The organism is Kurthia zopfii, assembly GCF_003143955.1.
Classification (GTDB): domain Bacteria; phylum Bacillota; class Bacilli; order Bacillales_A; family Planococcaceae; genus Kurthia; species Kurthia zopfii.
Genome location: NZ_QFVS01000002.1, coordinates 99,223 through 120,739, shown reverse-complemented (window position 1 = coordinate 120,739; position 21,517 = coordinate 99,223). Strand labels below are relative to the sequence as shown.

General features: G+C 37.0%; 22 protein-coding genes. 11 read left to right on the top strand and 11 right to left on the bottom strand.

Annotation, left to right across the window (positions count from 1 at the left end; translation table 11 throughout):
• Positions 1 to 95 precede the first annotated feature (95 nt).
• Positions 96 to 1,016, top strand: coding sequence for a S66 peptidase family protein (locus DF281_RS01540; RefSeq protein WP_109348498.1), 921 nt, complete (start codon positions 96 to 98; stop codon positions 1,014 to 1,016).
• Positions 1,017 to 1,054: 38 nt separating this feature from the next.
• Here DF281_RS01540 and DF281_RS01535 read toward each other — a convergent pair whose 3' ends face one another.
• On the bottom strand, positions 1,055 to 1,747 hold the full coding sequence (locus tag DF281_RS01535; RefSeq protein ID WP_109348497.1) for a B3/B4 domain-containing protein: 693 nt from the start codon (positions 1,745 to 1,747) through the stop codon (positions 1,055 to 1,057).
• Positions 1,748 to 1,806: 59 nt separating this feature from the next.
• On the opposite strand from DF281_RS01535, the gene queG reads away from it, so the two are divergent.
• On the top strand, positions 1,807 to 2,937 hold the full coding sequence (gene queG / locus DF281_RS01530) for a tRNA epoxyqueuosine(34) reductase QueG (RefSeq protein WP_109348496.1): 1,131 nt from the start codon (positions 1,807 to 1,809) through the stop codon (positions 2,935 to 2,937).
• Between the two features lie 18 nt (positions 2,938 to 2,955).
• The gene (gene trmL, locus DF281_RS01525) at positions 2,956 to 3,432 is read left to right on the top strand and encodes a tRNA (uridine(34)/cytosine(34)/5-carboxymethylaminomethyluridine(34)-2'-O)-methyltransferase TrmL (protein ID WP_109348495.1); all 477 of its coding nucleotides are present in this window, start codon (positions 2,956 to 2,958) and stop codon (positions 3,430 to 3,432) included.
• A gap of 208 nt (positions 3,433 to 3,640) precedes the next feature.
• Here trmL and DF281_RS01520 read toward each other — a convergent pair whose 3' ends face one another.
• Entirely contained in the window at positions 3,641 to 4,201 is a 561-nt protein-coding gene (locus DF281_RS01520; RefSeq protein ID WP_109348494.1) for an HAD-IA family hydrolase, read from the bottom strand.
• Between the two features lie 86 nt (positions 4,202 to 4,287).
• Here DF281_RS01520 and DF281_RS14655 point away from each other — a divergent pair, with 86 nt between their 5' ends.
• Positions 4,288 to 4,446 (top strand): hypothetical protein, encoded by a 159-nt coding sequence (locus DF281_RS14655; protein ID WP_166636048.1) that lies wholly within the window; start codon positions 4,288 to 4,290, stop codon positions 4,444 to 4,446.
• A 50-nt stretch (positions 4,447 to 4,496) separates the two neighbouring features.
• On the opposite strand, the gene DF281_RS01515 is transcribed toward DF281_RS14655, so the two are convergent.
• Positions 4,497 to 5,798 carry an NCS2 family permease gene (locus tag DF281_RS01515; RefSeq protein WP_109348493.1) on the bottom strand — a complete coding sequence of 434 codons (1,302 nt, stop codon included), beginning with the start codon at positions 5,796 to 5,798 and terminating at the stop codon, positions 4,497 to 4,499.
• A gap of 190 nt (positions 5,799 to 5,988) precedes the next feature.
• Between DF281_RS01515 and DF281_RS01510 the strand changes: the two genes are divergently transcribed.
• Complete coding sequence (locus DF281_RS01510) at positions 5,989 to 6,774, top strand: aldo/keto reductase (protein WP_109348506.1); 786 nt, start codon at positions 5,989 to 5,991, stop codon at positions 6,772 to 6,774.
• A 51-nt stretch (positions 6,775 to 6,825) separates the two neighbouring features.
• Here the strand turns inward: DF281_RS01510 and DF281_RS01505 are convergent, their stop codons facing one another.
• The 3 genes from DF281_RS01505 to DF281_RS01495 all read right to left on the bottom strand — a co-directional run bounded on the left by DF281_RS01505 (position 6,826) and on the right by DF281_RS01495 (position 8,503).
• Positions 6,826 to 7,503 carry a DUF554 domain-containing protein gene (locus DF281_RS01505; RefSeq protein ID WP_109348492.1) on the bottom strand — a complete coding sequence of 226 codons (678 nt, stop codon included), beginning with the start codon at positions 7,501 to 7,503 and terminating at the stop codon, positions 6,826 to 6,828.
• Between the two features lie 65 nt (positions 7,504 to 7,568).
• On the bottom strand, positions 7,569 to 8,075 hold the full coding sequence (locus DF281_RS01500) for a thioredoxin family protein (protein ID WP_109348491.1): 507 nt from the start codon (positions 8,073 to 8,075) through the stop codon (positions 7,569 to 7,571).
• Positions 8,075 to 8,503 (bottom strand): disulfide oxidoreductase, encoded by a 429-nt coding sequence (locus tag DF281_RS01495; protein ID WP_109348490.1) that lies wholly within the window; start codon positions 8,501 to 8,503, stop codon positions 8,075 to 8,077. Before DF281_RS01495 ends, DF281_RS01500 begins: the two co-directional genes overlap by 1 nt.
• 202 nt (positions 8,504 to 8,705) lie before the next feature.
• Between DF281_RS01495 and DF281_RS01490 the strand changes: the two genes are divergently transcribed.
• Together DF281_RS01490 and DF281_RS01485 are read left to right on the top strand one after the other, a co-directional pair.
• Entirely contained in the window at positions 8,706 to 9,821 is a 1,116-nt protein-coding gene (locus DF281_RS01490) for a GAF domain-containing sensor histidine kinase (RefSeq protein ID WP_109348489.1), read from the top strand.
• A gap of 14 nt (positions 9,822 to 9,835) precedes the next feature.
• Positions 9,836 to 10,480, top strand: coding sequence for a response regulator transcription factor (locus tag DF281_RS01485; protein WP_109348488.1), 645 nt, complete (start codon positions 9,836 to 9,838; stop codon positions 10,478 to 10,480).
• A 32-nt stretch (positions 10,481 to 10,512) separates the two neighbouring features.
• Here DF281_RS01485 and rsgA read toward each other — a convergent pair whose 3' ends face one another.
• From rsgA to DF281_RS01470, 3 genes are all read right to left on the bottom strand, one after another.
• Entirely contained in the window at positions 10,513 to 11,556 is a 1,044-nt protein-coding gene (rsgA, locus tag DF281_RS01480; RefSeq protein ID WP_166636047.1) for a ribosome small subunit-dependent GTPase A, read from the bottom strand.
• Positions 11,557 to 11,799: 243 nt separating this feature from the next.
• A complete protein-coding gene (locus DF281_RS01475; protein WP_109348487.1) occupies positions 11,800 to 12,678 on the bottom strand; it encodes a cation diffusion facilitator family transporter in 879 nt (292 codons plus the stop codon).
• A gap of 73 nt (positions 12,679 to 12,751) precedes the next feature.
• The gene (locus DF281_RS01470; RefSeq protein WP_240605497.1) at positions 12,752 to 14,095 is read right to left on the bottom strand and encodes a hemolysin family protein; all 1,344 of its coding nucleotides are present in this window, start codon (positions 14,093 to 14,095) and stop codon (positions 12,752 to 12,754) included.
• A gap of 515 nt (positions 14,096 to 14,610) precedes the next feature.
• Between DF281_RS01470 and DF281_RS01465 the strand changes: the two genes are divergently transcribed.
• Entirely contained in the window at positions 14,611 to 16,353 is a 1,743-nt protein-coding gene (locus DF281_RS01465; RefSeq protein ID WP_109348486.1) for an ABC transporter ATP-binding protein, read from the top strand.
• Positions 16,353 to 18,095, top strand: coding sequence for an ABC transporter ATP-binding protein (locus tag DF281_RS01460; protein ID WP_109348485.1), 1,743 nt, complete (start codon positions 16,353 to 16,355; stop codon positions 18,093 to 18,095). Before DF281_RS01465 ends, DF281_RS01460 begins: the two co-directional genes overlap by 1 nt.
• A gap of 131 nt (positions 18,096 to 18,226) precedes the next feature.
• On the opposite strand, the gene DF281_RS01455 is transcribed toward DF281_RS01460, so the two are convergent.
• Positions 18,227 to 18,430 carry a DUF5342 family protein gene (locus tag DF281_RS01455; protein ID WP_109348484.1) on the bottom strand — a complete coding sequence of 68 codons (204 nt, stop codon included), beginning with the start codon at positions 18,428 to 18,430 and terminating at the stop codon, positions 18,227 to 18,229.
• Positions 18,431 to 18,554: 124 nt separating this feature from the next.
• On the opposite strand from DF281_RS01455, the gene DF281_RS01450 reads away from it, so the two are divergent.
• Positions 18,555 to 19,694: a DUF445 domain-containing protein gene (locus DF281_RS01450; protein WP_109348483.1), complete on the top strand. Its 1,140-nt coding sequence runs from the start codon at positions 18,555 to 18,557 to the stop codon at positions 19,692 to 19,694.
• A gap of 19 nt (positions 19,695 to 19,713) precedes the next feature.
• On the top strand, positions 19,714 to 20,070 hold the full coding sequence (locus DF281_RS01445) for a YlbF family regulator (RefSeq protein ID WP_172461972.1): 357 nt from the start codon (positions 19,714 to 19,716) through the stop codon (positions 20,068 to 20,070).
• Positions 20,071 to 20,128: 58 nt separating this feature from the next.
• Here DF281_RS01445 and DF281_RS01440 read toward each other — a convergent pair whose 3' ends face one another.
• Positions 20,129 to 21,433, bottom strand: a complete 1,305-nt coding sequence (locus DF281_RS01440) for a globin-coupled sensor protein (RefSeq protein WP_109348481.1) — start codon at positions 21,431 to 21,433, stop codon at positions 20,129 to 20,131.
• Positions 21,434 to 21,517: the final 84 nt, after the last annotated feature.

Here is a 21,517-nt window from a genome sequence, read left to right as displayed (position 1 = left end):
ACAGAAATAGAACTTGAGTGGCAATCAATTGGTGAAGCCTACTAAAGTGTTATACAATGAAGGAACGAACTGATTTATAAAGGAGTTTTTAATAGATGAGAACAAGACCAGAGAGATTACAAAAAGGTGATCAAGTCGGAATCGTTGCACCAGCAAGTCCACCGAATAAAGCACGCCTAGAAAAATCAATCAAGTTTTTGGAAAGCCTTGGCTTAGAATGTGTAATTGGTGAAAGTGTTACAGCGAAAAATTATTATTTAGCAGGCACAGATTCAATTCGTCTTCATGATGTGCATCAAATGATTCAAAATCCAGAAATCAAGGCGATAATTTGTTCGAGCGGTGGTTATGGATCAGCAAGAATCGCAGATAAAATTGATTATATTTTGTTAGAGGAAAATCCGAAAATATTTTGGGGATTCTCAGATATTACATTTTTACACACAGCGATGGGCCAGTTAAGTAATATTGTGACTTTCCACGGACCGACTTTATCAGCACTTGGAAGAGAAGACGTACATGAACGCTCATTGCTTATGTTTGAACAACTTTTCAGCCCAGCTGAAATCGTATATGATGAGAAAATCTCACCGCTAACAACGATAAGCGGTGGGCAAGTTCGAGGTATGATTGTTGGTGGTAATCTAACATTGATTTGCCAATCGCTAGGTACGAAATTCGAATTAGATGTTGCGAATAAAGTATTGCTTATTGAAGATGTTGGGCAAGAACCTGCTCATATTGACGCGATGCTTAATCAATTACGCATGGCACGTAAGTTAGAACAATGTGCCGGTGTCGTAATTGGTAGCTTTACTGGAACAGAACCAGTTGAATATAAAAATTCACCTACAGTTGAAGCGGTATTCGAAAGTTACTTTAAAGATTTCAATAAACCTGTCGTAAGTGGTTTTAAATTTGGCCATGAAGATCTAAATGTAGGTATTCCATTAGGCGTTGATGTAATTTTAAATGCCGATGACAAATACTTAGCGTTTTTACCAGGTGTAGAGTAGAAAAAAGAACACGACGTGATGTCGTGTTCTTTTTGGAGTTAAATTGTTATTTCATTTTTGGATTTCGTCAGCAATTGAACTGAATATTCACCGCCGTGAATTTGCATGAACATATTGCCAGCAGAATCTAAAAGTTGGCGACACTCTTCTTCGGAAAGTGATGGACGTAAATAAAATAGTTGAATCGCTTCTGTAGTTGCCTCAGAAACGGCTGTGCGCTTACTATCAACAAATGGGCTACCGAATGGTCCAACTGCATCTACGCTTACAGGAATTGATTTTAATGTAATGTCACGTCCGTTCAAACCTTCATAAGTCGTTTGCTCATTACCAAGTGTAATCGTCACATCGCCTTCGATTTTAGCGGCATCATAAATACCGACCGGAATCTCATATTGAAGTGAGAAGAAATTATTCAAATCGACAGCCGAATGAAATGGCTGAATATAATTTTGTTTGGAAATTCTACGCAATAAAGCTTCTGCTGAATGACGGTAGCGATTTGGGTCTGCGCCAAGCTTCTTCCATACTTCACGCCATTCACGAACGCCTGCTTTTTCGGTAACAGGCACATCTTGTAAATCTAAAAATAAATTCTCTTGATATAACTGTGTGCGACCTTTAATCATTTGAGGCGATTCTCCAACGATAATTTTGGTATAATGGATCATGCCGATTTTAAAATCAGACACACTATTGGTTAATTGTTCATTTAGTTGAAAAGTCGTCATTTTGATCACCTATCTGTTCATTTTTTCCAATTGTATCATAGAGAAGGGAGTGGAACCAATTGAACGTTTTATCATTTCAAAAACAACTTAGAGAGTACGCAAAAACGATTGGAATTGATAAAATTGGTTTCGCATCTGCAGCACCGTTCATCGATTTAAAACAGCGATTGATTCAGCAACAGCAATTGAATTACCAATCAGGTTTTGAAGAATCAAATGTCGAGCTGAGAACTGAACCAACATTATTACTTGAAGAAGCGCAAAGTATTGTCGCAATCGCTTTAGCCTATCCTTCAAAAATGGTCGATGCGCCTCAAGGGAAAAAGGGAGCAAGGCGTGGTATTTTTTGTCGTGCTTCATGGGGCGTCGATTATCATATCGCATTGCGAAAGCGATTAGCACTTTTAGAAGAATTTATCCAAGAGAACTTCCCGGGTGGTCGTACGAAATCAATGGTCGACACAGGTGAATTATCAGACCGAGCTGTTGCCGAGCGAGCGGGGATTGGATGGAGCGGGAAAAATACGAATATTATTACACCTGAGTTCGGCTCGTATGTTTATTTAGGGGAAATTATTACGAATATTCCTTTTGAGCCAGACGAACCGATGGAGGATGAATGTTTGGATTGTCGCCTTTGTTTAGATGTTTGTCCGACTGGTGCATTAATTCAAGGTGGGCAGTTGAATGCGCAGAAATGTATTGCATTCCTTACGCAGACGAAGGGGACTTTACCAGATGAGTTTCGATCACATCTTGGGAATCGTATTTATGGCTGCGATACTTGCCAAACGATTTGTCCGAAAAATAAACGAAAACATAATTTAATCCACGAAGAATTTTTCCCCGAACCTGAAATTGCGAAGCCACTACTTGAACCGTTATTAACGATTTCCAATAAGCAATTCAAAAATGAATTTGGCCATATTTCTGGCTCATGGAGAGGGAAGAAGCCACTCCAAAGAAATGCGATTTATGCACTTGCTCATTTTAAGGAAGAATCAGCCATTCCAACGCTTGAAGAAGTATTGAAAAAGGATGACCGACCTGTAATTCGAGGTGCAGCAGCATGGGCAATCGGTAAAATAAACGGTGAGCAATCATTGGCTATTTTACAACAAGCTTTACAAGTTGAAAAAGAAGAAGAAGTAATTCTTGAAATTGAAAAAGGATTAGCCTTCATACACTAATAAGAGGAAGTGCCAGAAATGACGTTACACATCGTTTTATATCAACCAGAAATCCCAGCTAATACAGGTAATATCGCCCGTACTTGTGCTGGAACGAACACACATCTACATTTAATCCGTCCACTTGGGTTTTCAACAGATGATAAAATGTTGAAAAGAGCAGGATTAGATTATTGGCATTCAGTCAATATTACGTATTATGAAAATGTAGAAGAATTTTTCGAGAAACATGGGAAATCGACAATTTATTATATTGAAACATTCGGTACGAAAAACTATACGGAATTCGATTATTCGGATGTGAATGAAGAGATCTTCTTTATGTTTGGTAAGGAAACAACAGGGATTCCGCATGAGCTTATTGAACATGAAAAACATATGTGTTTACAATTACCACAGAGCGATCATGTCCGTTCATTAAACTTATCGAATACAGCTGCAATCGTTATTTATGAAGCGCATCGCCAACAAGGCTTCAAACAAATTAATGGTTAATCAATTTAAAAATGCCCCTATTAAGCAATTTACTTAAAGGGGCATTTCTTTTGTATGGTGTTTATTTCTCGGCTTCTTCGCCTGGTTTGCTGTCATACGCTGCTGTGAAAATCGCTGTAAGGAAAGAAACGGTAACTCCTAAAATTAATAATAATTTCATTCGTCCTACACCTCCATTAAAGTCGAACATCATGCAATTAATTATATCCTATTTTTTCCTTAAATGATAGAAAAATTCCTTATAATGATCAATGGAGTAATCAGCAAAGTCACAATTATTTTGGAACATAACTGTTTCAAGTCCGATTTCCTTCGCTGGAATCAGGTCGAGTTCACGATCGCCTACTGCATGTGTGAGATTATATTTTTCGTGTAAATAGGCATATGAAGCTGAGTTTGGTTTACGCGGGAATTCATCATCTCCTGCGACAATTTCAGCGAAGTATTGCGATAAATTTACTTCTTCCAATAGGCGTTCTACAGATGCACGATTCATATGAGTCATGATGACATTCACTTCAGCTTCTTTTAAAACATCCTCCACTTGTGGAAATGCTTTTACACCGACAATGTCCTTACTTTTCGCTTTCATGATGTTGGTTTGCTTCTCGGAAAGATTAAAGTGTTGAATCGCATGTGATTGTGAAATTTTTAAATGTCTATAAATCATCGCTTTTGAATAAGAACCATCAACAATTTTGTACAAAATATTTGTATAAAAAGGGTAGGAATCAATTATTGTGCCATCAAAATCCCAAAGAATTCGCATCTAAACACCTCATTGTTTTTTTCATAAGCATAGCATGTTATATTAAATTATGGGGTAAATAAGTAAAAAAGAGGGAGGCGTTTTCCATGAAAAAAGATGATGTGAAAAGTGGCAATATGACAAATGACTTTGAAGATGTAGTGGAATTAGGAAAGCAGATGGAGAAAATGCGTGATGAACAAGAATTGAATCGAGATGGATTAACACAGGATCCGGTGCAATATGAACAAGATCAAGAAGAATAAGAAAAAGGCGTAAACTCTCAAATTGAATCGAGAAGTTTACGCCTTTTATATTAATGTTTAATAAATACGAGTTGAATGACGAATAGAACTGCAAACAAGTAGAGTAACGGATGTACTTTACCAGCTTGGCCTTTAGCGATTTTCAAAATTGGGTATGCGATGAATCCGAATGCAATCCCTGTTGAAATACTAGAAGTAAGCGGCATAACAAGCATAATTAAAAATGCTGGTAATGCTTCGTCAAAGTTCGACCAGTCAATATGGCGAACAGATGCAATCATTAATGTACCTACGATAATTAATACCGGAGAAGTAATTGCCGATACAGTAGAAATCGATGATACAAGTGGTGAGAAGAATGAAGCAGCTGCGAATAAAATCGCGACTGTTAAAGTTGTTAATCCAGTACGACCACCTGCAGCAACACCTGCAGAAGATTCTACATATGCTGAAGTTGGTGAAGTACCGAACATCGCACCTACAGTTGTACCGATTGAATCACCAAGTAGTGCTTTACGCGCGCGTGGTAACTCGTCGCCCTTCATCAAGCCAGCTTGTCTAGCAACGCCGACCATTGTACCTGTCGTATCAAATAAAGTAACGAGAATGAATGAGAATACGACGCCGTATAGACTATGCTCAATCACTTCGCTAAATGCTTCAATTGGATTCCACATTAAAATACCTTCTGGTAAATGAGGTAATGCAGTTACTTTCGTAATTTCTAATTGACCTGTAATTAAGGCGATGATCGCTGTAATAACCATGCCGACAAAGATCGCACCAGGAATATTACGTACCATTAAAATTGCTGTAATCGTTAAACCAACGATTGTAAGAATGACACCAGGACTTGTTAAGTCACCGAGTTTAATAATATTTTCAGCATCTGCAACAACGATATGCGACATTTTTAATCCTAAAAACGCGATGAATAAACCAATACCTGCTGTAATCGCTAATTTTAAATTATTTGGTATAGCAGAAATTAACTTCGCTCGAAGCGGTGTTAAAGATAAAATAATAAAAATAATACCAGCAACAAATACAGAAGCGAAAGCAGTCATATAGTGAATTTCACCTTTAGATGCTAAAACGACTGAATAAGTGAAAAATGCATTTAACCCCATACCTGGAGCTACTGCGATTGGATAGTTTGCAACAAGCGCCATCCATAAAGTAGCGATAACAGTAGCTATAATTGTTGCCATGAACACTTGCTCCGGTGGAACACCCGCGCTTTTTAAAATCGACGGATTGACGATAATAATATATACCATAGTCAGGAATGTTGTTAGACCGGCAACTAACTCGGTTCTAACAGTCGTTCCATTTTCTTTTAATTGAAACATTGTATTCTCTCCTTAAAGCCGAACATTTTTTTGGACAAAGTCTATAATATTCGTTGAAAACCGAAAAATCAACTGAAATTGAAAAAGTAATACTTCTCGAAATAATTAGAAAATATGATTATACTGAAGAAAAGGAGTGATTGTCGTGCTAACTTTAAATTCAACGAAGAAATTAGATAATGGAATTGAGATGCCCCGCCTTGGTTTAGGTGTGTACAAGATGACGGAACCAGAGGAAGCTTACGGGGCGATGGAAAAAGCAATTCAAGTCGGCTATAAAGCGATTGATACAGCTTCCTTATATAATAATGAAGAACAAGTAGGTGAAGCGGTTAAAAACGCCTCTGTAAGTCGTGAAGAATTATTCATTACGACGAAGGTTTGGAATACAGATCAAGGTTATGATGAAACATTGCGCGCTTTTGAAAAATCGTTAACGAAATTAAATATGGATTATATCGATTTATATTTAACACATTGGCCGGTTGTCGATAAGTTTAAGGATACGTATCGTGCAATTGAGCGATTATATGATGAGAAGTTAATTCGTGCAACAGGCGTTTCAAATCATGAGCCACATCATTTAGAAGCATTAATGGCGACCGCGAATATTAAACCAATGGTCAATCAAATTGAATTGCATCCATACTTAACGCAGCTTGAGAATCGAGAATTTGCGCAGAAACATAAGATCGCAATTACGGCTTGGTCTCCATTAGGTAGAGGGCGTGTGCTGGAAGATGCGGTCATTAATGATGTTGCGAGAAAATATAATAAATCAGCGGCACAGATTATTATTCGCTGGCATTTACAAAATGATATTGTAGTCATTCCGAAATCTGTGACACCTTCAAGAATTGCTGAAAATGCACAAGTATTTGATTTTGAGCTTTCAGAGGAAGATCTGCAATTGATTTCGGCATTACACAGAGATGAGCGTTACGGGAAACATCCAGATACATTTAAGTTCGATTAATTGAAAAAGGGTAAGGGGAATCAATCTAATTTCCCTTACCCTTTTTCCTATTTAAAAGAAACTTTTGATGATGAAATAAAGCGGTGGAATTAATAATGCTGGGAGCATATTTAATCCTTTAATATTTTTAATCCCTAAAATACTAAGGCCAGTCGCGAAAATGAGAATGCCACCGATTATCGAGATTTCAGTGAGTAATTCAGCTGTCATAAAATCGTTCAAAAACAATGCGAGTACATAGAAAAGACCTTGCCATAGAAATACTGCGACTGCTGATAGTGCGATACCGAAGCCAAAAGTAGAAGCAAGTACCATGGAAGTAACGCCATCTAAAATACCATTTGTTATTAGGTATGTATAGTCACCTTGCAATGCACTATTGATTGGGCCGAGAATGGATAATGTACCGATGCAAAATAGTAGAATGGCTGTTGATAACCCTTTTGCTAATGGGCCTTTTGAAAAACGACCAACGAAGGAATTGAAGTTTTTTTCGACATCTAATTTTTCACCGATGACGGCACCGATTGCCAGACTGACGATGAATAATACAGGTTCATTACTTTTCGGCATAAATTGAACGACTGCATTTAGGCCAAGCGCAATTGCTGCAAATCCCATTGCTTGCATTAAAATATTTTGATAACGTTCTTTCAATCCTTTATTCATCAAACTGCCGACCGTGCTGCCAATAATAATCATGACGCAATTGAAAATTGTTCCTGTCATAAAAACACCCCTTCAAAATAAAAAAAAGAGAAATCGAGCAGTTAGCGCGATTCCCTCTCAAGAAATTACTTATTCTTCATTTCATCTAAGAATTTTGTGAAGTTCTCATCTGGTTGATCTCCGACAATACGACCGACTTCCTTACCATCTTTGAAGTAAGCAAGAGTAGGTGTTGCTTCGATATTGTAATCTGTCCAACCATCAGTGAATTCTAACATATTGTATTGATTGATTTTAACATCCGCATCTTTAGCGATCGGCATTAATTTCGGTGTTACTTGTTGGCAATGAACACATTCAGGTGAGAAGAAGTATGCGAATGTTCCTTTACCGCTATCGATTTCTTTCTTTAAATCTTTTGGAAGAATGATACTTTGGTAGTTCGGATCTTTTAATTGATCAATTGTTGATTGAGTTTTGATTTTATGATCTCCGTAAAGTGAAGAACTTTCTTCTTTTTTATCGTTTGAAGAGTTATTGATGAACCATAGTGCGCCGAAAATCGCGACGATTACAACTGCGATAATGATTAATACGCCAGCATTACTTTTTTTCTTTTGTTTGTTAGCCATTAGTTATTCTCCTTTTTTGATGCTTTTAAAATATAGATGCTAGTTCCTAAAATTAATATGAAAGCGACTAGTGATAAGAATGGAATTGTTACAAAACCGAACCAGTTCATGTATTCACCAGTACATGGTACGCGACCACATGCTGCTGCATTATCGTGTAAGAATGGCACTTTTTGCATTCCGTAGTGATACAGAGCAGTACATGCGCCAATGATTGAAAAGACTAGAGTTGTTGCTGCGATTTTTGCATTACGTTGTATGTATGCAATACCGATTATTAAAACAAGAGGGTACATTAGAATTCGTTGATACCAACAAAATGTACAGGGTTCATATTTCATTACTTCAGAAAAGTACAGTGATCCAAGTGTAGCGAATAGAGAAACAATCCACATAAATAATAAACTATATTCTACTTTTTTTGACATTAAAAGTCTCCTAATTTTAGAGTATTTTCCTTCTTGAGTATAATAGCTTTTAACTACGTTGTAAACATTATTTAACTTTATCATAAGTAAACTACTCGGAATTAAAGAGGATAAACACCATTCAAAAGTATGAGTGTAAACGCATAGGTGTTTTTGTAGAATAAAGGTACAATAGAAGAAAGTATGTGAAGGAGGCGGGATTTTGAAGGAGACAGATCACTCGGATATCTCATTATTAAAAGAAATTGCCGAATTATTGAATGAAGAAACAGAAGTGAAACCGATGTTGCAATTGGCGATGAAAAAGCTTTTGGACGGTACAAATTTTGAAACGGGCTGGATCTTTTTTATTAAGGACCGTCGCCGTCACGAATTAATCGCGCACGAAAATTTACCAGACACATTGGCGCAAGATTCATGTAGATATTTATGTAAGGGTGGATGTTGGTGTCTTTCAAAATATCACAATAATGAATTGGAAAAAGCTTCTAATATAATTGAATGCCAAAGAATTGATCTAGCAAATAAAAATTTGGAACAACAAATTTCAAATATTACACATCATGCGACAGTTCCACTTCAATCAGGCGATGAAAAATTCGGCTTATTGAATGTGGCATCGCCGAATACTGTCCGATTTTCTGATGATGATTTAGCCCTTTTAGAATCGGTCGCATTCCAACTTGGTTCAGCAATCAAACGAATTTTATTAACGAAGCAGGAGCAGGAAATGGCGCTTGTGCAAGAACGAAATCGGCTAGCGAGAGATTTACATGATTCAGTGAACCAGCTACTATTCTCGGTCACTTTAACATCAAGAGCGGGTGCTGAGATGTCTGATGAACCATTAATCAAAGAAACTTTTACAGAAATTCAATCTTTAACGCAGGAAGCATTAACTGAGATGCGTGCGCTCATTTGGCAACTTCGCCCGAAAGGTTTGGAGTCGGGCTTACTGGAAGCAATCAAAGGCTATGCAGATATGTTAGGGCTTCATTTAGATTTGAAAGTATCAGGTGTTCTCCAGTTTTCCTCAAAAATTGAGGAGAGTTTATTCCGAATTGCGCAAGAAGCATTGAATAATATACGTAAGCACTCAGGAACGAAAGATGCACAAATGATTTTGCGTGTGACACAGAGTGATATACTGCTCGTCATAAAGGATGAAGGACGTGGCTTTTCATTTGATCCAGCAATCGCATTACCTTCTATGGGGTTACAAAGTATGCGAGATCGTACAGAAGCGCTCGGTGGTAAAATTGATTGGGTGAGTGATATAGGTAAAGGAACGGAAATTTTAATTCGAATGCCATATTAATGAGGTGAATATAAATGATTAAAGTAATTATTGCAGATGATCATCATGTTGTTAGAAGAGGATTATTATTCTTTCTGAAAACACAGAAGGATTTTGAAGTAATTGGAGAAGCGAGTAATGGAAAAGAAGCGGTAGATTTAACAGCTAAGCTTCAACCAGATATCGTGTTGATGGACTTAGTGATGCCTGAAATGGATGGCATTGAGGCAACGCGTAGAATTAAATCAGTCTATCCACATATCCATATTTTAATGTTAACAAGTTTTTCTGATCGCGATCATATTTTACCAGCGATGGAAGCGGGAGCAGCAGGATATCAATTGAAAGATATTGAACCAGATGAGTTAGTGGAGACAATTCGTAAAATTATAGCGGGGGAGAGTAGTCTTCATCCACAAGTAACGACTGAATTGAAACGGAATCAAGAAGCTTCAAGTCAGCTACCTCATATGCTAAAACCGTTAACACGTCGAGAAAAAGATGTGCTAGCTGAATTAACAAAAGGGAAAAGTAATAAAGAAATCGCATCTTCACTTTTCGTAACAGAAAAAACTGTGAAAACACATATTTCGAATATTTTCTCTAAATTAGAAGTACAGGATCGTACACAGGCGGCGCTATATGCAGTAAAATATGGGTTAACAGAAGACTCAATCTAAAAAAGGAATCCATTAGGATTCCTTTTTTATTGTTATTTACGATTTTGCTTCGACAGTTTTTTGTTTTTGCGGTTTTCTATAAGAGTCGCTTGCAGGTCTGCTTTGCGGTTCAGATAAGCAATCTCACGCTGTAATTTAATATAACTATCATAGCGTTGCTGTTCTAAATCGCCACAAGCAATTGCATTTTGAACAGCGCAACCTGGTTCTTTTTTATGGCTGCAATTGCGAAATTTACATTGTAATAGTAATGCTTGAATATCCGAGAAGCTAGTATCAAGGGCAGAATCAGTCGACCAAAGTTGAAGTTCTCTCATCCCAGGTGTATCGATAATAACGCCGCCACCTTCAAGCGCAAAAAGTTCTCGGTGAGTCGTTGTATGGCGGCCTTTTGCATCATCTGCTCGAATCGTATGGACGACCATTTTTTCTTCTTCGATTAGTGCATTCGTCAAAGTCGATTTCCCAACACCTGAAGAACCCATTAAGGCGATTGATTTATTCGGTCGGAATAATTCCTTCACTGTGGATAAACCATCTCCAGTAAATGTGCTAACAGGATAAACATCAACTCCGAAAGCAACGTTTTGGACTTTCTCCACATATTCATCCACATTTTCACATAGGTCTGCTTTTGTAAGGATGATGATTGGTGTAGCACCAGAATTCCAAGCGGCTGTTAAATAGCGTTCTAAACGGCGTTCATTGAAATCATCGTTCAAGCTCGTGACGATCATAATGATATCCACATTTACTGCGACAATTTGTTCATCGAGTTCAAGACCAGCCATTTTCCTAGAAAAGACTGATTTTCTTTCGAGAATTTTGTGAATCAGGCATTTTTCTTCGCCTGGCATTTGTTCTACTAACACCCAATCACCAACTGCTGGATAGTCTTTGCGGGCAAATGATTCAAACGCCATCTTCCCTGAAATCGTGCCAAGCCATTCATTTTGTTCAGTGACGATGCGGTAAGAGTGTTTATGTTCTAAAGTGACACGACCTAAAATATATTTGTTCGAGTCATCAATTTGTTGTTCAAAAAAGTTTTGTAATCCGTATTGTTGTAAGTTCAAGTAAAATTCCTCCAATATTATGGTATTAAAAAAAGGTTTGCTGCACCTAAATGGATGCAACAAACCTCTACCGCACAATAAAGAAGGCTATTTTTACATAGCTAGGCAGGGAAGTACTGTTGGCAAACCAAATAAATGCGGGTTAGACGCAATCGCGTTCATTTGAATAGTCATCATAATACTTCACCTACCTTTTCCTTCAAGTTATTCACATATTAACATCTGAATTTGTGAATTGTCAAACTATTTTTCATACATTCCTTCTGGTTCTATGTGGACAAGTACGAGCGCTGTTGGTAACTGCTCATGAATGGCGCGTTCGATTTCCTCTGTAATCCGGTGGCTATCCCACACATTCAGTTCAGGATTGACGGTAACCGTTAGATCGATTAGCGCCATACTACTATGATATCTCCCTTTCATATCACGCAGTTCGATGACACCATCTACTTGTTTGACGACAATGGATAGTTCTTCGATTTCCGATTGATCAAAGCCGTCCGTCAACATAAGAACACTTTCGGCAAATATTTCATAGGCAGTCTTAAGAATAATGACGCCGATGATAACAGCTGTAATAGAGTCGATGATTGGAAAACCTAGAATGGCAGCTCCAATACCGATAGCAGTTCCGAAACTGACGATTGCATCTGAGCGATTATCATAAGCAGCAGCTTTAACAGCATTACTTTTGATTTCTTTAGATAATTTTAAATTGTACATATAGACGCCCCACATAATGATCCCCGCAACGATTGCAACAACTGCTGTTAGTGGGGAAGGCGTTAAGTGATGGCCATTGAAAAAGTTTTTGATTGCTGTGACTAATACTTGAATACCGACAGCTGCCATGATGAATGATGCGACGAGCGAAGCGATTGTTTCCGCACGCATATGCCCATAAGCGTGATCATCATCTGGTGGCTTTTGAGAAATACGTAAGCCAATTAATACTGCTATTGAAGCAACAATATCCGTTGTATTGTTCAAACCATCTGCCTGGAGAGCAGTCGAAGCGCCTAAATAGCCAATTAAGAGTTTTGCAAAGCTCAGGATTATATAGGCGATTATACTAATCCAAGCACCTTTTTCTCCTTTGCGAAAGTTTTCATATGGGTTCAAATTGTTTCCCTCCCGAAAAATATGCTTCATACATGAAAACGACGCTATATCATTAAGATATAACGTCGCTCTACTATGCTTCACCAATTACTAAATCAGATTTAGAATCTTCATTTTCTGGTGTTTTTATTATTTCTAAGTAAATTAAGTGATGGCCATCAAGTTCTTTTACGATAAAATCAAAGCCTTGCTCCGAAACACGCTCACCTTGTTTTGCTTCAAAATGCTGTGTCATGAACCAACCACCGATTGTATCGATGTCATCATCTTCAATTTCGATATTTAAAATATCATTTACTTGTTGTAGCAGTACTTTTGCATCGACAATGAAATGTCCTTCAGCGATTTTACGAACTTCAGCAATTTCATCTGTATCAAATTCATCGCGAATATCACCGACGATTTCTTCGATAATATCCTCAATTGTTACGAGTCCAGATGTACCGCCATATTCGTCCATTAAAATCGCCATATGAATACGTTCACGTTGGATTTTTAATAATAAATCACTAATCGGAATCGTTTCAAAAACACGAATGACAGGTCGCATGAATGAAGTGACTGGTTTAGCGCCGTTCACTTCTGGATTACGAATATAAGCAGTTAATAAATGCTTCATATTCACCAAGCCAAGTACATGGTCTTTATCGCCATCAATGATTGGGTAGCGAGTGTATTGCTCAACACCCATTACTTCGAATACTTCTTTTAAAGTTAAATCTTTTTCGATTCCGACAATCTCAGTACGAGGTACCATGACCTCTTTTGCAAGACGATCATCGAATGCGAAAATATTATCTACATATTTGTATTCAGATTGATTAATTTCTCCGCCTTTTAAACTATCGGACAGAATAATCTTCAATTCTTCTTCAGTCATTGCGACCTCAGAGTTATTCGAGTTACGAACACCAAATAATGCAGCTAGTCCATTTGCTGAAGAATTTAACAACTTAATGAATGGATACATGACATTATGGAATGCGATTAAAAATGGTGCAGATGCCATAGCAACTGACTCTGCTTTTTGAATGGCTAAAGTTTTTGGTGCAAGTTCACCAACTACTACATGAATGAATGTCACAATCGAGAATGACACAATGAATGAAATAACAGTCGTAATATTACTTTCTAAGCCAATTAAATCGAATAATGGCTTAAGTATCATACTAATTGTTCCTTCACCTAACCAACCAAGACCTAATGAAGTAATCGTAATACCAAGTTGACATGCAGATAAATATTCATCTAAGCTAGATACTACTTTTTTTGCTTTTAAAGCTTTTTTGTTACCTTCAGCAATGAGCTGATCAATTTTTGTTGTTCTGACTTTAACGATCGAGAACTCTGTCGCTACAAAATATGCAGAACATGCGATCAAGACAGCGAATGCTGTCAACCGTATGGCAATTTCCAAAGAATTCCTTTACTCCTAGCCCGAATGAGGGGGAGAGTAAAGTGTACACCTCCTGTGATTTTAAAAAAATGTTAAGTAATATAATAATAGAGTAGTTAGCACTAAAATTCAAATCATCAATCTTATATATAAGAAGAGAGCCTACAATAAGGCAGAAAAAAACGCAAAAATGAACATTTCATACAACTTTTAAATTATCTTTCTTTTCAAAATATTATTGACAGTTCGGAAGCCGAAATGTTATTATTTAGAAACACATTACGTGAATAATTAGGAAATGGAGGTATGAACGATGAAATTAGTAATGACAGTAGCTGTAATGGCTCAAAAACCAAACTCAATTTTATATAATAACATGCCTCTACTAAAAGACTTCTAGCACGATTTTTTTATTTTGTCTAAATGTATTGGTATGTCACCAATACTCTAATGAAGGCGCATGCTCTCTAGAGAGTGTGCGTCTTTTTGTCGTTTTTTAGTAGGGATTGATTTACAAAAGGAAGAAGGTAGAGAGAATGTTTTCAGTATTTTACAAGCTGGGCTGGTTCTTCAAAGAGAACTGGAAACGGTATGCAGTTGCGCTCGTATTGCTAACAATTGCAAATATACTTGAAGTAATACCTCCAAAATTAATCGGTAATACGATTGATGCAATTCATAAACAAAATATAACGAGTGAATTACTTTGGAATTATTTAATTATTTTGATCATCATACTCGTACTTGCCTATATAACGAATTTTATTTGGCAATATCAATTATTTGGTGGCTCAAACGTTTTACAAAAAGATTTACGCCAAAAGTTAATGGGGAAATTCTTGAAAATGAGACCTCCATTTTACGAAAGAAATCGAACAGGCGACTTAATGGCGCGTTCGACAAATGATTTACAAGCAGTTGCTGAAACAGCGGGATTCGGCATCATGACATTGTTAGACTCAACGCTTTATTTAGCGACGATCTTAATTATGATGGGTGTGACAATTTCTTGGAAGCTGACATTAGCAGCAATCATTCCACTGCCTTTATTAGCATGGGTTCTACAAATAATAGGCAAGAAAATTCATGAGCGTTACACAGTTTCTCAAGCGGCTTTCGGTGATTTAAACGATAGCGTATTAGAAGCGGTTGAAGGTGTGCGTGTCGTAAGAGCATATGTGCAAGAAGCTGAGATGGAAAAGCAATTCGCAGAAAAGACTGAAGAAGTTGTTCAGAAAAACTTAAAAGTAGTGTGGATGATTGGATTATTCGGACCACTTAGTAAAGTAATTACAGCATTTAGTTATGTGATTGGATTAGGATATGGTGCGTATTTAGTATCGGTGAATGAGATTACAGTTGGTGATCTCGTAACATTCAATATTTACTTAGGGATGGTCGTTTGGCCGATGATGGCGATTGGTGAGCTAATCAACGTTATGCAGCAAGGGAATGCCTCTTTAGACCGAGTGCAGGAAGTGTTGAATGACAAGGAAGATGTACCAGATCCTGACAAAGCAGTAATCGTACAAACACCATCGAATATATCTTTCAAAAACGTGAATTTCCAATATCCACTTTCTGAAGGAATTAATTTAAGCGATGTTGAAATCGACTTGAAACGTGGGGAAACTTTAGGAATCGCCGGGAAGACAGGTAGTGGTAAGACGACGATCGTGAAGCAATTGCTAAAAGAATATCCACAAGGTGAAGGTGAATTATCAATCGGTGATACACCAATCGATCTTCAAACGAAGGAAAATGTATTGAATTGGATTGGCTATGTTCCACAAAGTCATATTCTATTCTCACGTACAATTCGTGAAAATATTAAATTCGGTAAGCCAGATGCGACAGAAGAAGAAATTGCTGAAGCGATTCGTATGGCTAACTTTGAAAAAGATTTAGAGCGACTTCCGAATGGTTTAGAAACACTTGTCGGTGAGAAAGGTGTATCTCTATCAGGTGGTCAGAAACAGAGAATTTCAATCGCTCGCGCATTTATCCGCAAGCCAGAAATATTAATTTTAGATGATTCACTTTCGGCAGTAGATGCTAAAACTGAAAGTGCGATTGTTACAAATATTCAAAATCAGCGTAAAGATAAAACAACGATTATCGTCACGCATAGACTGTCAGCGATTGCGCATGCGGAGAAGATTATCGTGGTTGATGATGGCAAAATTATCGAAGAAGGTACGCATGAACAACTGCTGGAAAAAGGCGGTTGGTATAAAGAACAGTTTGATTTACAGCAAGTAGAAGGGGGACAACAATAATGTCAGTAGGAAAAAAACTATGGCAGTACGCCCTTCAATTTAAGAAACCAATGATCATTGGTTTGATTCTATTAGCCATTTCAGTAGGAGCTGACTTAGCTGGTCCATTAATTATCAAATATATTTTGGATCACTATGTAGCGACTATGCAAAATAATGAACTTCAAGTAAAACCACTGTATTTAATGTTAGGTGTTTATTTACTAAGTACTGTTGTTTATGCAATCTTTAGGTATTACCAATACTATATGTTACAACTCGGCTCAAACCGAATTGTACAGAAGATGAGAAAAGATGTTTACGGACATTTGCAGAAATTGTCGATTAACTATTTTGACCGATTACCTGCTGGTAAAGTTGTATCAAGAATTACAAATGATACAGAAGCAATCCGCGAGTTATTCGTTACAGTTGTAGCGAACTTCGCATCTAGCTTCATGACATTGGTTGGGATTTTCATTATTATGTTCGCATTGGATTGGCGCATGGGGGCATTCGCATTAATTATTATTCCAATCTTAATTGTTTGGTCTATTGTTTACAGAAAATACGCAAGTAAATATAATCATGTCATTCGTTCAAAACTATCTGATTTGAACGGGATGTTGAATGAATCAATCAACGGCATGACAATTATTCAAGCTTATGGACAAGAAAAGCATATGAATAAAGAATTCCAAGATATTAACAATGAGCATTTTAAATACAATAATAAATTATTATTCTTAGACTCAGCGACTTCACATAACTTAGTCGGTGTCGTAAGAATGTTGATTTTCATTGTCTTCATCTGGTATTTTGGTTCACAGGAAATCTCTGGTGAATTAGCAGTATCAGTCGGTGTTCTATATGCGTTCGTCGAATATATTACACGTACGATGAACCCGATTATGCAAATTGTCGACCAGTTCTCACGTTTAGAAAGAGCAAATGTCGCAGCGGAACGTGTATTTGAACTGATGGAAGTTGAAGGGGAAGATGTCGTAAAAGAAGAAATCCCGCGATACGAAGGTCATGTTCAATTTGAAGATGTTTGGTTTGCTTATAATGAAGATGAATATGTCTTGAAAAACATTAATATCGAGGCGAAACCAGGTGAGACCGTTGCATTAGTCGGTCATACTGGTTCAGGTAAATCTTCTATTATGAACTTACTCTTTAGATATTATGATGTGTCAAAAGGTGAGATTAAAATTGATGGCATGAATATTCAATCTGAATCTCGTCAAACAATTCGCCAACATATGGGCATTGTTTTACAAGATCCGTATTTATTCACGGGAACGATTGAATCGAATGTAAGTTTGAATCACCCGGATATTTCACGAAAAGATGTTGAAAATGCATTAGCGGCAGTAGGCGGAGAGCGTGTCTTGAAAAACCTTGCGAAAGGACTGGATGAACCAGTACTGGAGAGAGGTAGTACATTGTCAGCTGGTCAGAGACAATTGATTTCATTCGCAAGAGCATTAGCATTCGATCCAGCCATTCTAATATTAGATGAAGCGACGTCGAATATTGACTCGGAAACAGAAGAAATCATTCAACATGCGATGGATGTATTGAAGCAGGGACGTACAACTTTCATCATTGCCCACAGATTATCTACTATTAAAAATGCAGATAAGATCTTAGTGTTAGATGCAGGTGAGATTGTAGAGCAGGGTTCACATGATGAATTACTCGCACTTGGCGGAAGATACAATCAAATGTATAAACTACAATCAGGTATTAAATCATAATCATTTCGGTGAGTGGAATTGGATTTTCAATTTCATTCACTTTTTTTTTAGATTAGAAAGTTCAAATCATCATTTCCTGGGAAATAGTAAAAGAGGGGGCGTCGTTAGAAACGAGCCACCTCTTGATTTTGCTAATCATATATATGGAATAACATAAGTTCATGAATATCCTTTAATTGTTGTTCATTCAGCGCATAATCTTTTGGTGATTCTACTTCAATCGATCCATCCCCATGGTATAACGCTTCAACTTTTTGTTGTCGATCATAAAATGAAATGCGCCATCCTGGTAATTCACCAGCATAAAGCCTTTTAAATTTAAAATGTTGAATCATTTTACTCACCCCTTTCGTATTATTATATACGAAGTCTTGTATAGAAGAATAACGATACCTTTCGTTTTCATATATGTGAGGCTCTGTTATAATAGCACTAGTTTATAAAAAAGGGAGAAATTACATGAGTACTTTTTTGACAATCCTATTTATGGTAGTTGTAGGCGCTTTAATCGGTGGAGCTACTAACCATATAGCAATTAAGATGCTATTTCGTCCGCATAATCCAGTTTACTTATGGGGCAAAAGATTACCATTTACACCAGGTTTAATTCCAAGAAGACGTGATGAACTTGCGAAGCAATTAGGGAAGACTGTCGTTAATTATTTACTAACACCTGAAACATTCCGTTCGAAATTCTTTAATGCGACAATGAAGGGAAAAGCTTCGAAATGGTTAAATGACAAAACACAAGAGGTTGTTTTCTCACAAGATAAAACATTACAGCAATGGTTAGATCAAGCAGGACTATCACATGCACCTCAAGTAATTGAAGAAAAAGTAGATTTATTAATCCAACAACAGATTGGTAATTTCCAAAATGTATTAGCAACTCAAACAGTCGAGCAATTATTACCGGAGAGTTGGAAAGCAAAAGCTGATATCAAAATTCCGGAAATTTCTCGTTATATTTTGAATAAAGGTGATGGTTATTTTGAATCACCAGAAGGCGTTCAAACAATTAAAGGTTTAATCGATGGATTCCTTACTTCAAAAGGAACGTTTGGCGGTATGGTGCAAATGTTCATTGGGGATGGCACATCATTAATCCCAATGTTCCAACGTGAAATTAAGAAATTTTTAACTTCGGATCAAACTTTCGCGATGTTGAACAATATGATCGACAAGGAATGGCGTAAAATTCAAGTTCAAACAATTCCACAATTAGTCGGAGAATTGGATTTTGAATCAACAACATTGCGTGTCCAAAAATATGCGAAAGAACAATTAGCAATTCGCGATCGTTTAGACTTACCACTTGTACATTACCTACCAGATGGGGCAAAATGGTTAGAGGAGAATGCATTCCCGAAACTAATCGATACTGCATTTGATCAAGGTGAGAAAAAATTAGAAGATGTTCTTAAACGAATGGATTTAGAAACTGTTGTAAAAGAGCAGGTTGATAAATTCCCAGTTGAGACATTAGAAGATTTAGTACTTGGTATTTCGAAAAGGGAATTCAAAATGATTACTGTTCTAGGGTTTGTCTTAGGTGGAATCATCGGGTTACTACAAGGTTTTGTAGCAATCTTACTTTAATATAAGGGAGTTTTTTATAGTGATTAATATTTATGACGATTTAAACAAATTAGAGGCAACTTTCCGTGAAACGGAGCAATACAAAGCACTAGAAATCGCAATTGAAGAAGTGAAAAAAGACGAGAGCGCAGTAGCACTTTTCTCTAACTTCCGTAAAATGCAAATGACATTACAAGAAAAACAAGCAAATGGCGAAGAGTTAAATGAAGACGAACTTCAATATGCTCAAAAAACAGCTCAACTTGCGCAACAAAATGAAAAAATCAATGCAATGTTATTATCTGAAATGGCATTAAGCGGCATTATTGAAGAAGTGAACCGTGTTCTAATCAAACCAGTTCAATCTCTATATGACGGCATCCAAGAAACAAAATAATTTTACATGAAAAAGCAGAAATCACAGTTCAAATGTGGTTTCTGCTTTTTGTTTACGCTCAATTATGAGAAGCGGTGTTCAGTTGTTCCGAAGCGATATTAATTTTTTCGGAACTTTGCTGAATGGATTTCACACTATCTGTTAGGTCCGAAACCCCTTTGAAAAGTGAGTCATTTCTCTCGGATAGTTTGTGCATATGTTCCACGATATTGGCGAATGAATTGCCCGTCGCGATTACCTGATTACTCGATTCATCGACCAATTGTTGCAGTGTGTCAGAAGTTTGTGCAATTCCTTGCGTTTTCTGATGCGATTCTGCCAACACTAAATCGACTTCTTCAAGCGATGCTTTCGTACTTTCCGCAAGTTTTCGTACTTCTTCGGCTACAACAGCAAATCCTCGACCGTGATCACCAGCTCTAGCTGCTTCAATAGAGGCATTCAGCGCGAGCAAATTCGTTTGATTGGCGATTTGTGTAATGATTTGAGCAATCGAAGTAATCTTCTCATTCAAAGTGTGTAATTCAGAAACGCTGTTTTTAATTTCGTACATCGTTTGTTGCAGTTTTTCAGAGTTCTGCTCCGTCATTTTTAATGAATCCTGTTCTTGAACGGACGCTTCTCGTACTTCTTCCGTTAATGAATTATTGTCACTAGACAGATGTTCTAAATTGCCTAGAACGGACATCATCTCGATAATGTCATTATTCGTTTCATTTGTAATTTCGCTAAGTGAAGCTGAATTTTCGCGAATGGATACGATCATTTTTGATTGGCGATCCATTTCTTTCGTTAGTTCCTCTTGATGTTGAACTTCGTAGGATTCTAAAACGATTTGTTGTTCAAAATTGAGGATTTTTGAAATAGCTGCAACGATTTTGAATTGGTCACTTGGGAGGAAATTCGTCATTTGTACAATTTGAAAGAAATAATTCATTAAATCTTGGAAGGCAGACATATACCATTTTGGCGCAAGTCCGATATGCGCATGTACAGCCGCAATTCGATGGCGTTTTTGCAAAAATGATTCATCAATAATGCCGTCGAACATTTCACTAATATGCTTCTTCAAAGTTTGTTGAAGTCTTGCTACACTACTATTATCTTGAATGATTTTTCCTAAAGAAGGCTCTTTTTCGAGATTTTTATAAAAGTTTGCTACAATAGAATCAATATTCTCTTGTAAAAGAGGTTTCATTACACGTAAAATAGCGAGGTCATCTGTCGTTAATTGAATCATCTGCATTTGCGTTTTTATAGAGTGGCTAAGTGCGTCAGAAATGGATACTTGGTTCATCTCATGTAATAGCGAATTGTCTAGTGATTCAAAATGTACGTCATTTTTTTTTGCGAAAAGTGCCATTAGATGTCATCTCCTAATTCATTCATGTGTATACATTAAATGAAAATTATTTTAAATATATAGTAGAAAGAAGTGCAGTTTTTT

Excerpts from the sequence above, each read along its gene's own strand:
- trmL (WP_109348495.1), top strand. The coding sequence starts at position 2,956 with ATGACGTTACACATCGTTTTATATCAACCAGAAATCCCAGCTAATACA.
- DF281_RS01440 (WP_109348481.1), bottom strand. The coding sequence starts at position 21,433 with ATGGCACTTTTCGCAAAAAAAAATGACGTACATTTTGAATCACTAGAC.
- DF281_RS01500 (WP_109348491.1), bottom strand. The coding sequence starts at position 8,075 with ATGGCTAACAAACAAAAGAAAAAAAGTAATGCTGGCGTATTAATCATT.
- DF281_RS01540 (WP_109348498.1), top strand. The coding sequence starts at position 96 with ATGAGAACAAGACCAGAGAGATTACAAAAAGGTGATCAAGTCGGAATC.
- DF281_RS14655 (WP_166636048.1), top strand. The coding sequence starts at position 4,288 with ATGAAAAAAGATGATGTGAAAAGTGGCAATATGACAAATGACTTTGAA.
- DF281_RS01485 (WP_109348488.1), top strand. The coding sequence starts at position 9,836 with ATGATTAAAGTAATTATTGCAGATGATCATCATGTTGTTAGAAGAGGA.
- DF281_RS01450 (WP_109348483.1), top strand. The coding sequence starts at position 18,555 with ATGAGTACTTTTTTGACAATCCTATTTATGGTAGTTGTAGGCGCTTTA.
- DF281_RS01535 (WP_109348497.1), bottom strand. The coding sequence starts at position 1,747 with ATGACGACTTTTCAACTAAATGAACAATTAACCAATAGTGTGTCTGAT.
- DF281_RS01495 (WP_109348490.1), bottom strand. The coding sequence starts at position 8,503 with ATGTCAAAAAAAGTAGAATATAGTTTATTATTTATGTGGATTGTTTCT.
- DF281_RS01515 (WP_109348493.1), bottom strand. The coding sequence starts at position 5,798 with ATGTTTCAATTAAAAGAAAATGGAACGACTGTTAGAACCGAGTTAGTT.
- DF281_RS01520 (WP_109348494.1), bottom strand. The coding sequence starts at position 4,201 with ATGCGAATTCTTTGGGATTTTGATGGCACAATAATTGATTCCTACCCT.
- DF281_RS01460 (WP_109348485.1), top strand. The coding sequence starts at position 16,353 with ATGTCAGTAGGAAAAAAACTATGGCAGTACGCCCTTCAATTTAAGAAA.
- DF281_RS01465 (WP_109348486.1), top strand. The coding sequence starts at position 14,611 with ATGTTTTCAGTATTTTACAAGCTGGGCTGGTTCTTCAAAGAGAACTGG.
- DF281_RS01510 (WP_109348506.1), top strand. The coding sequence starts at position 5,989 with ATGCCCCGCCTTGGTTTAGGTGTGTACAAGATGACGGAACCAGAGGAA.
- DF281_RS01505 (WP_109348492.1), bottom strand. The coding sequence starts at position 7,503 with ATGACAGGAACAATTTTCAATTGCGTCATGATTATTATTGGCAGCACG.
- DF281_RS01455 (WP_109348484.1), bottom strand. The coding sequence starts at position 18,430 with ATGATTCAACATTTTAAATTTAAAAGGCTTTATGCTGGTGAATTACCA.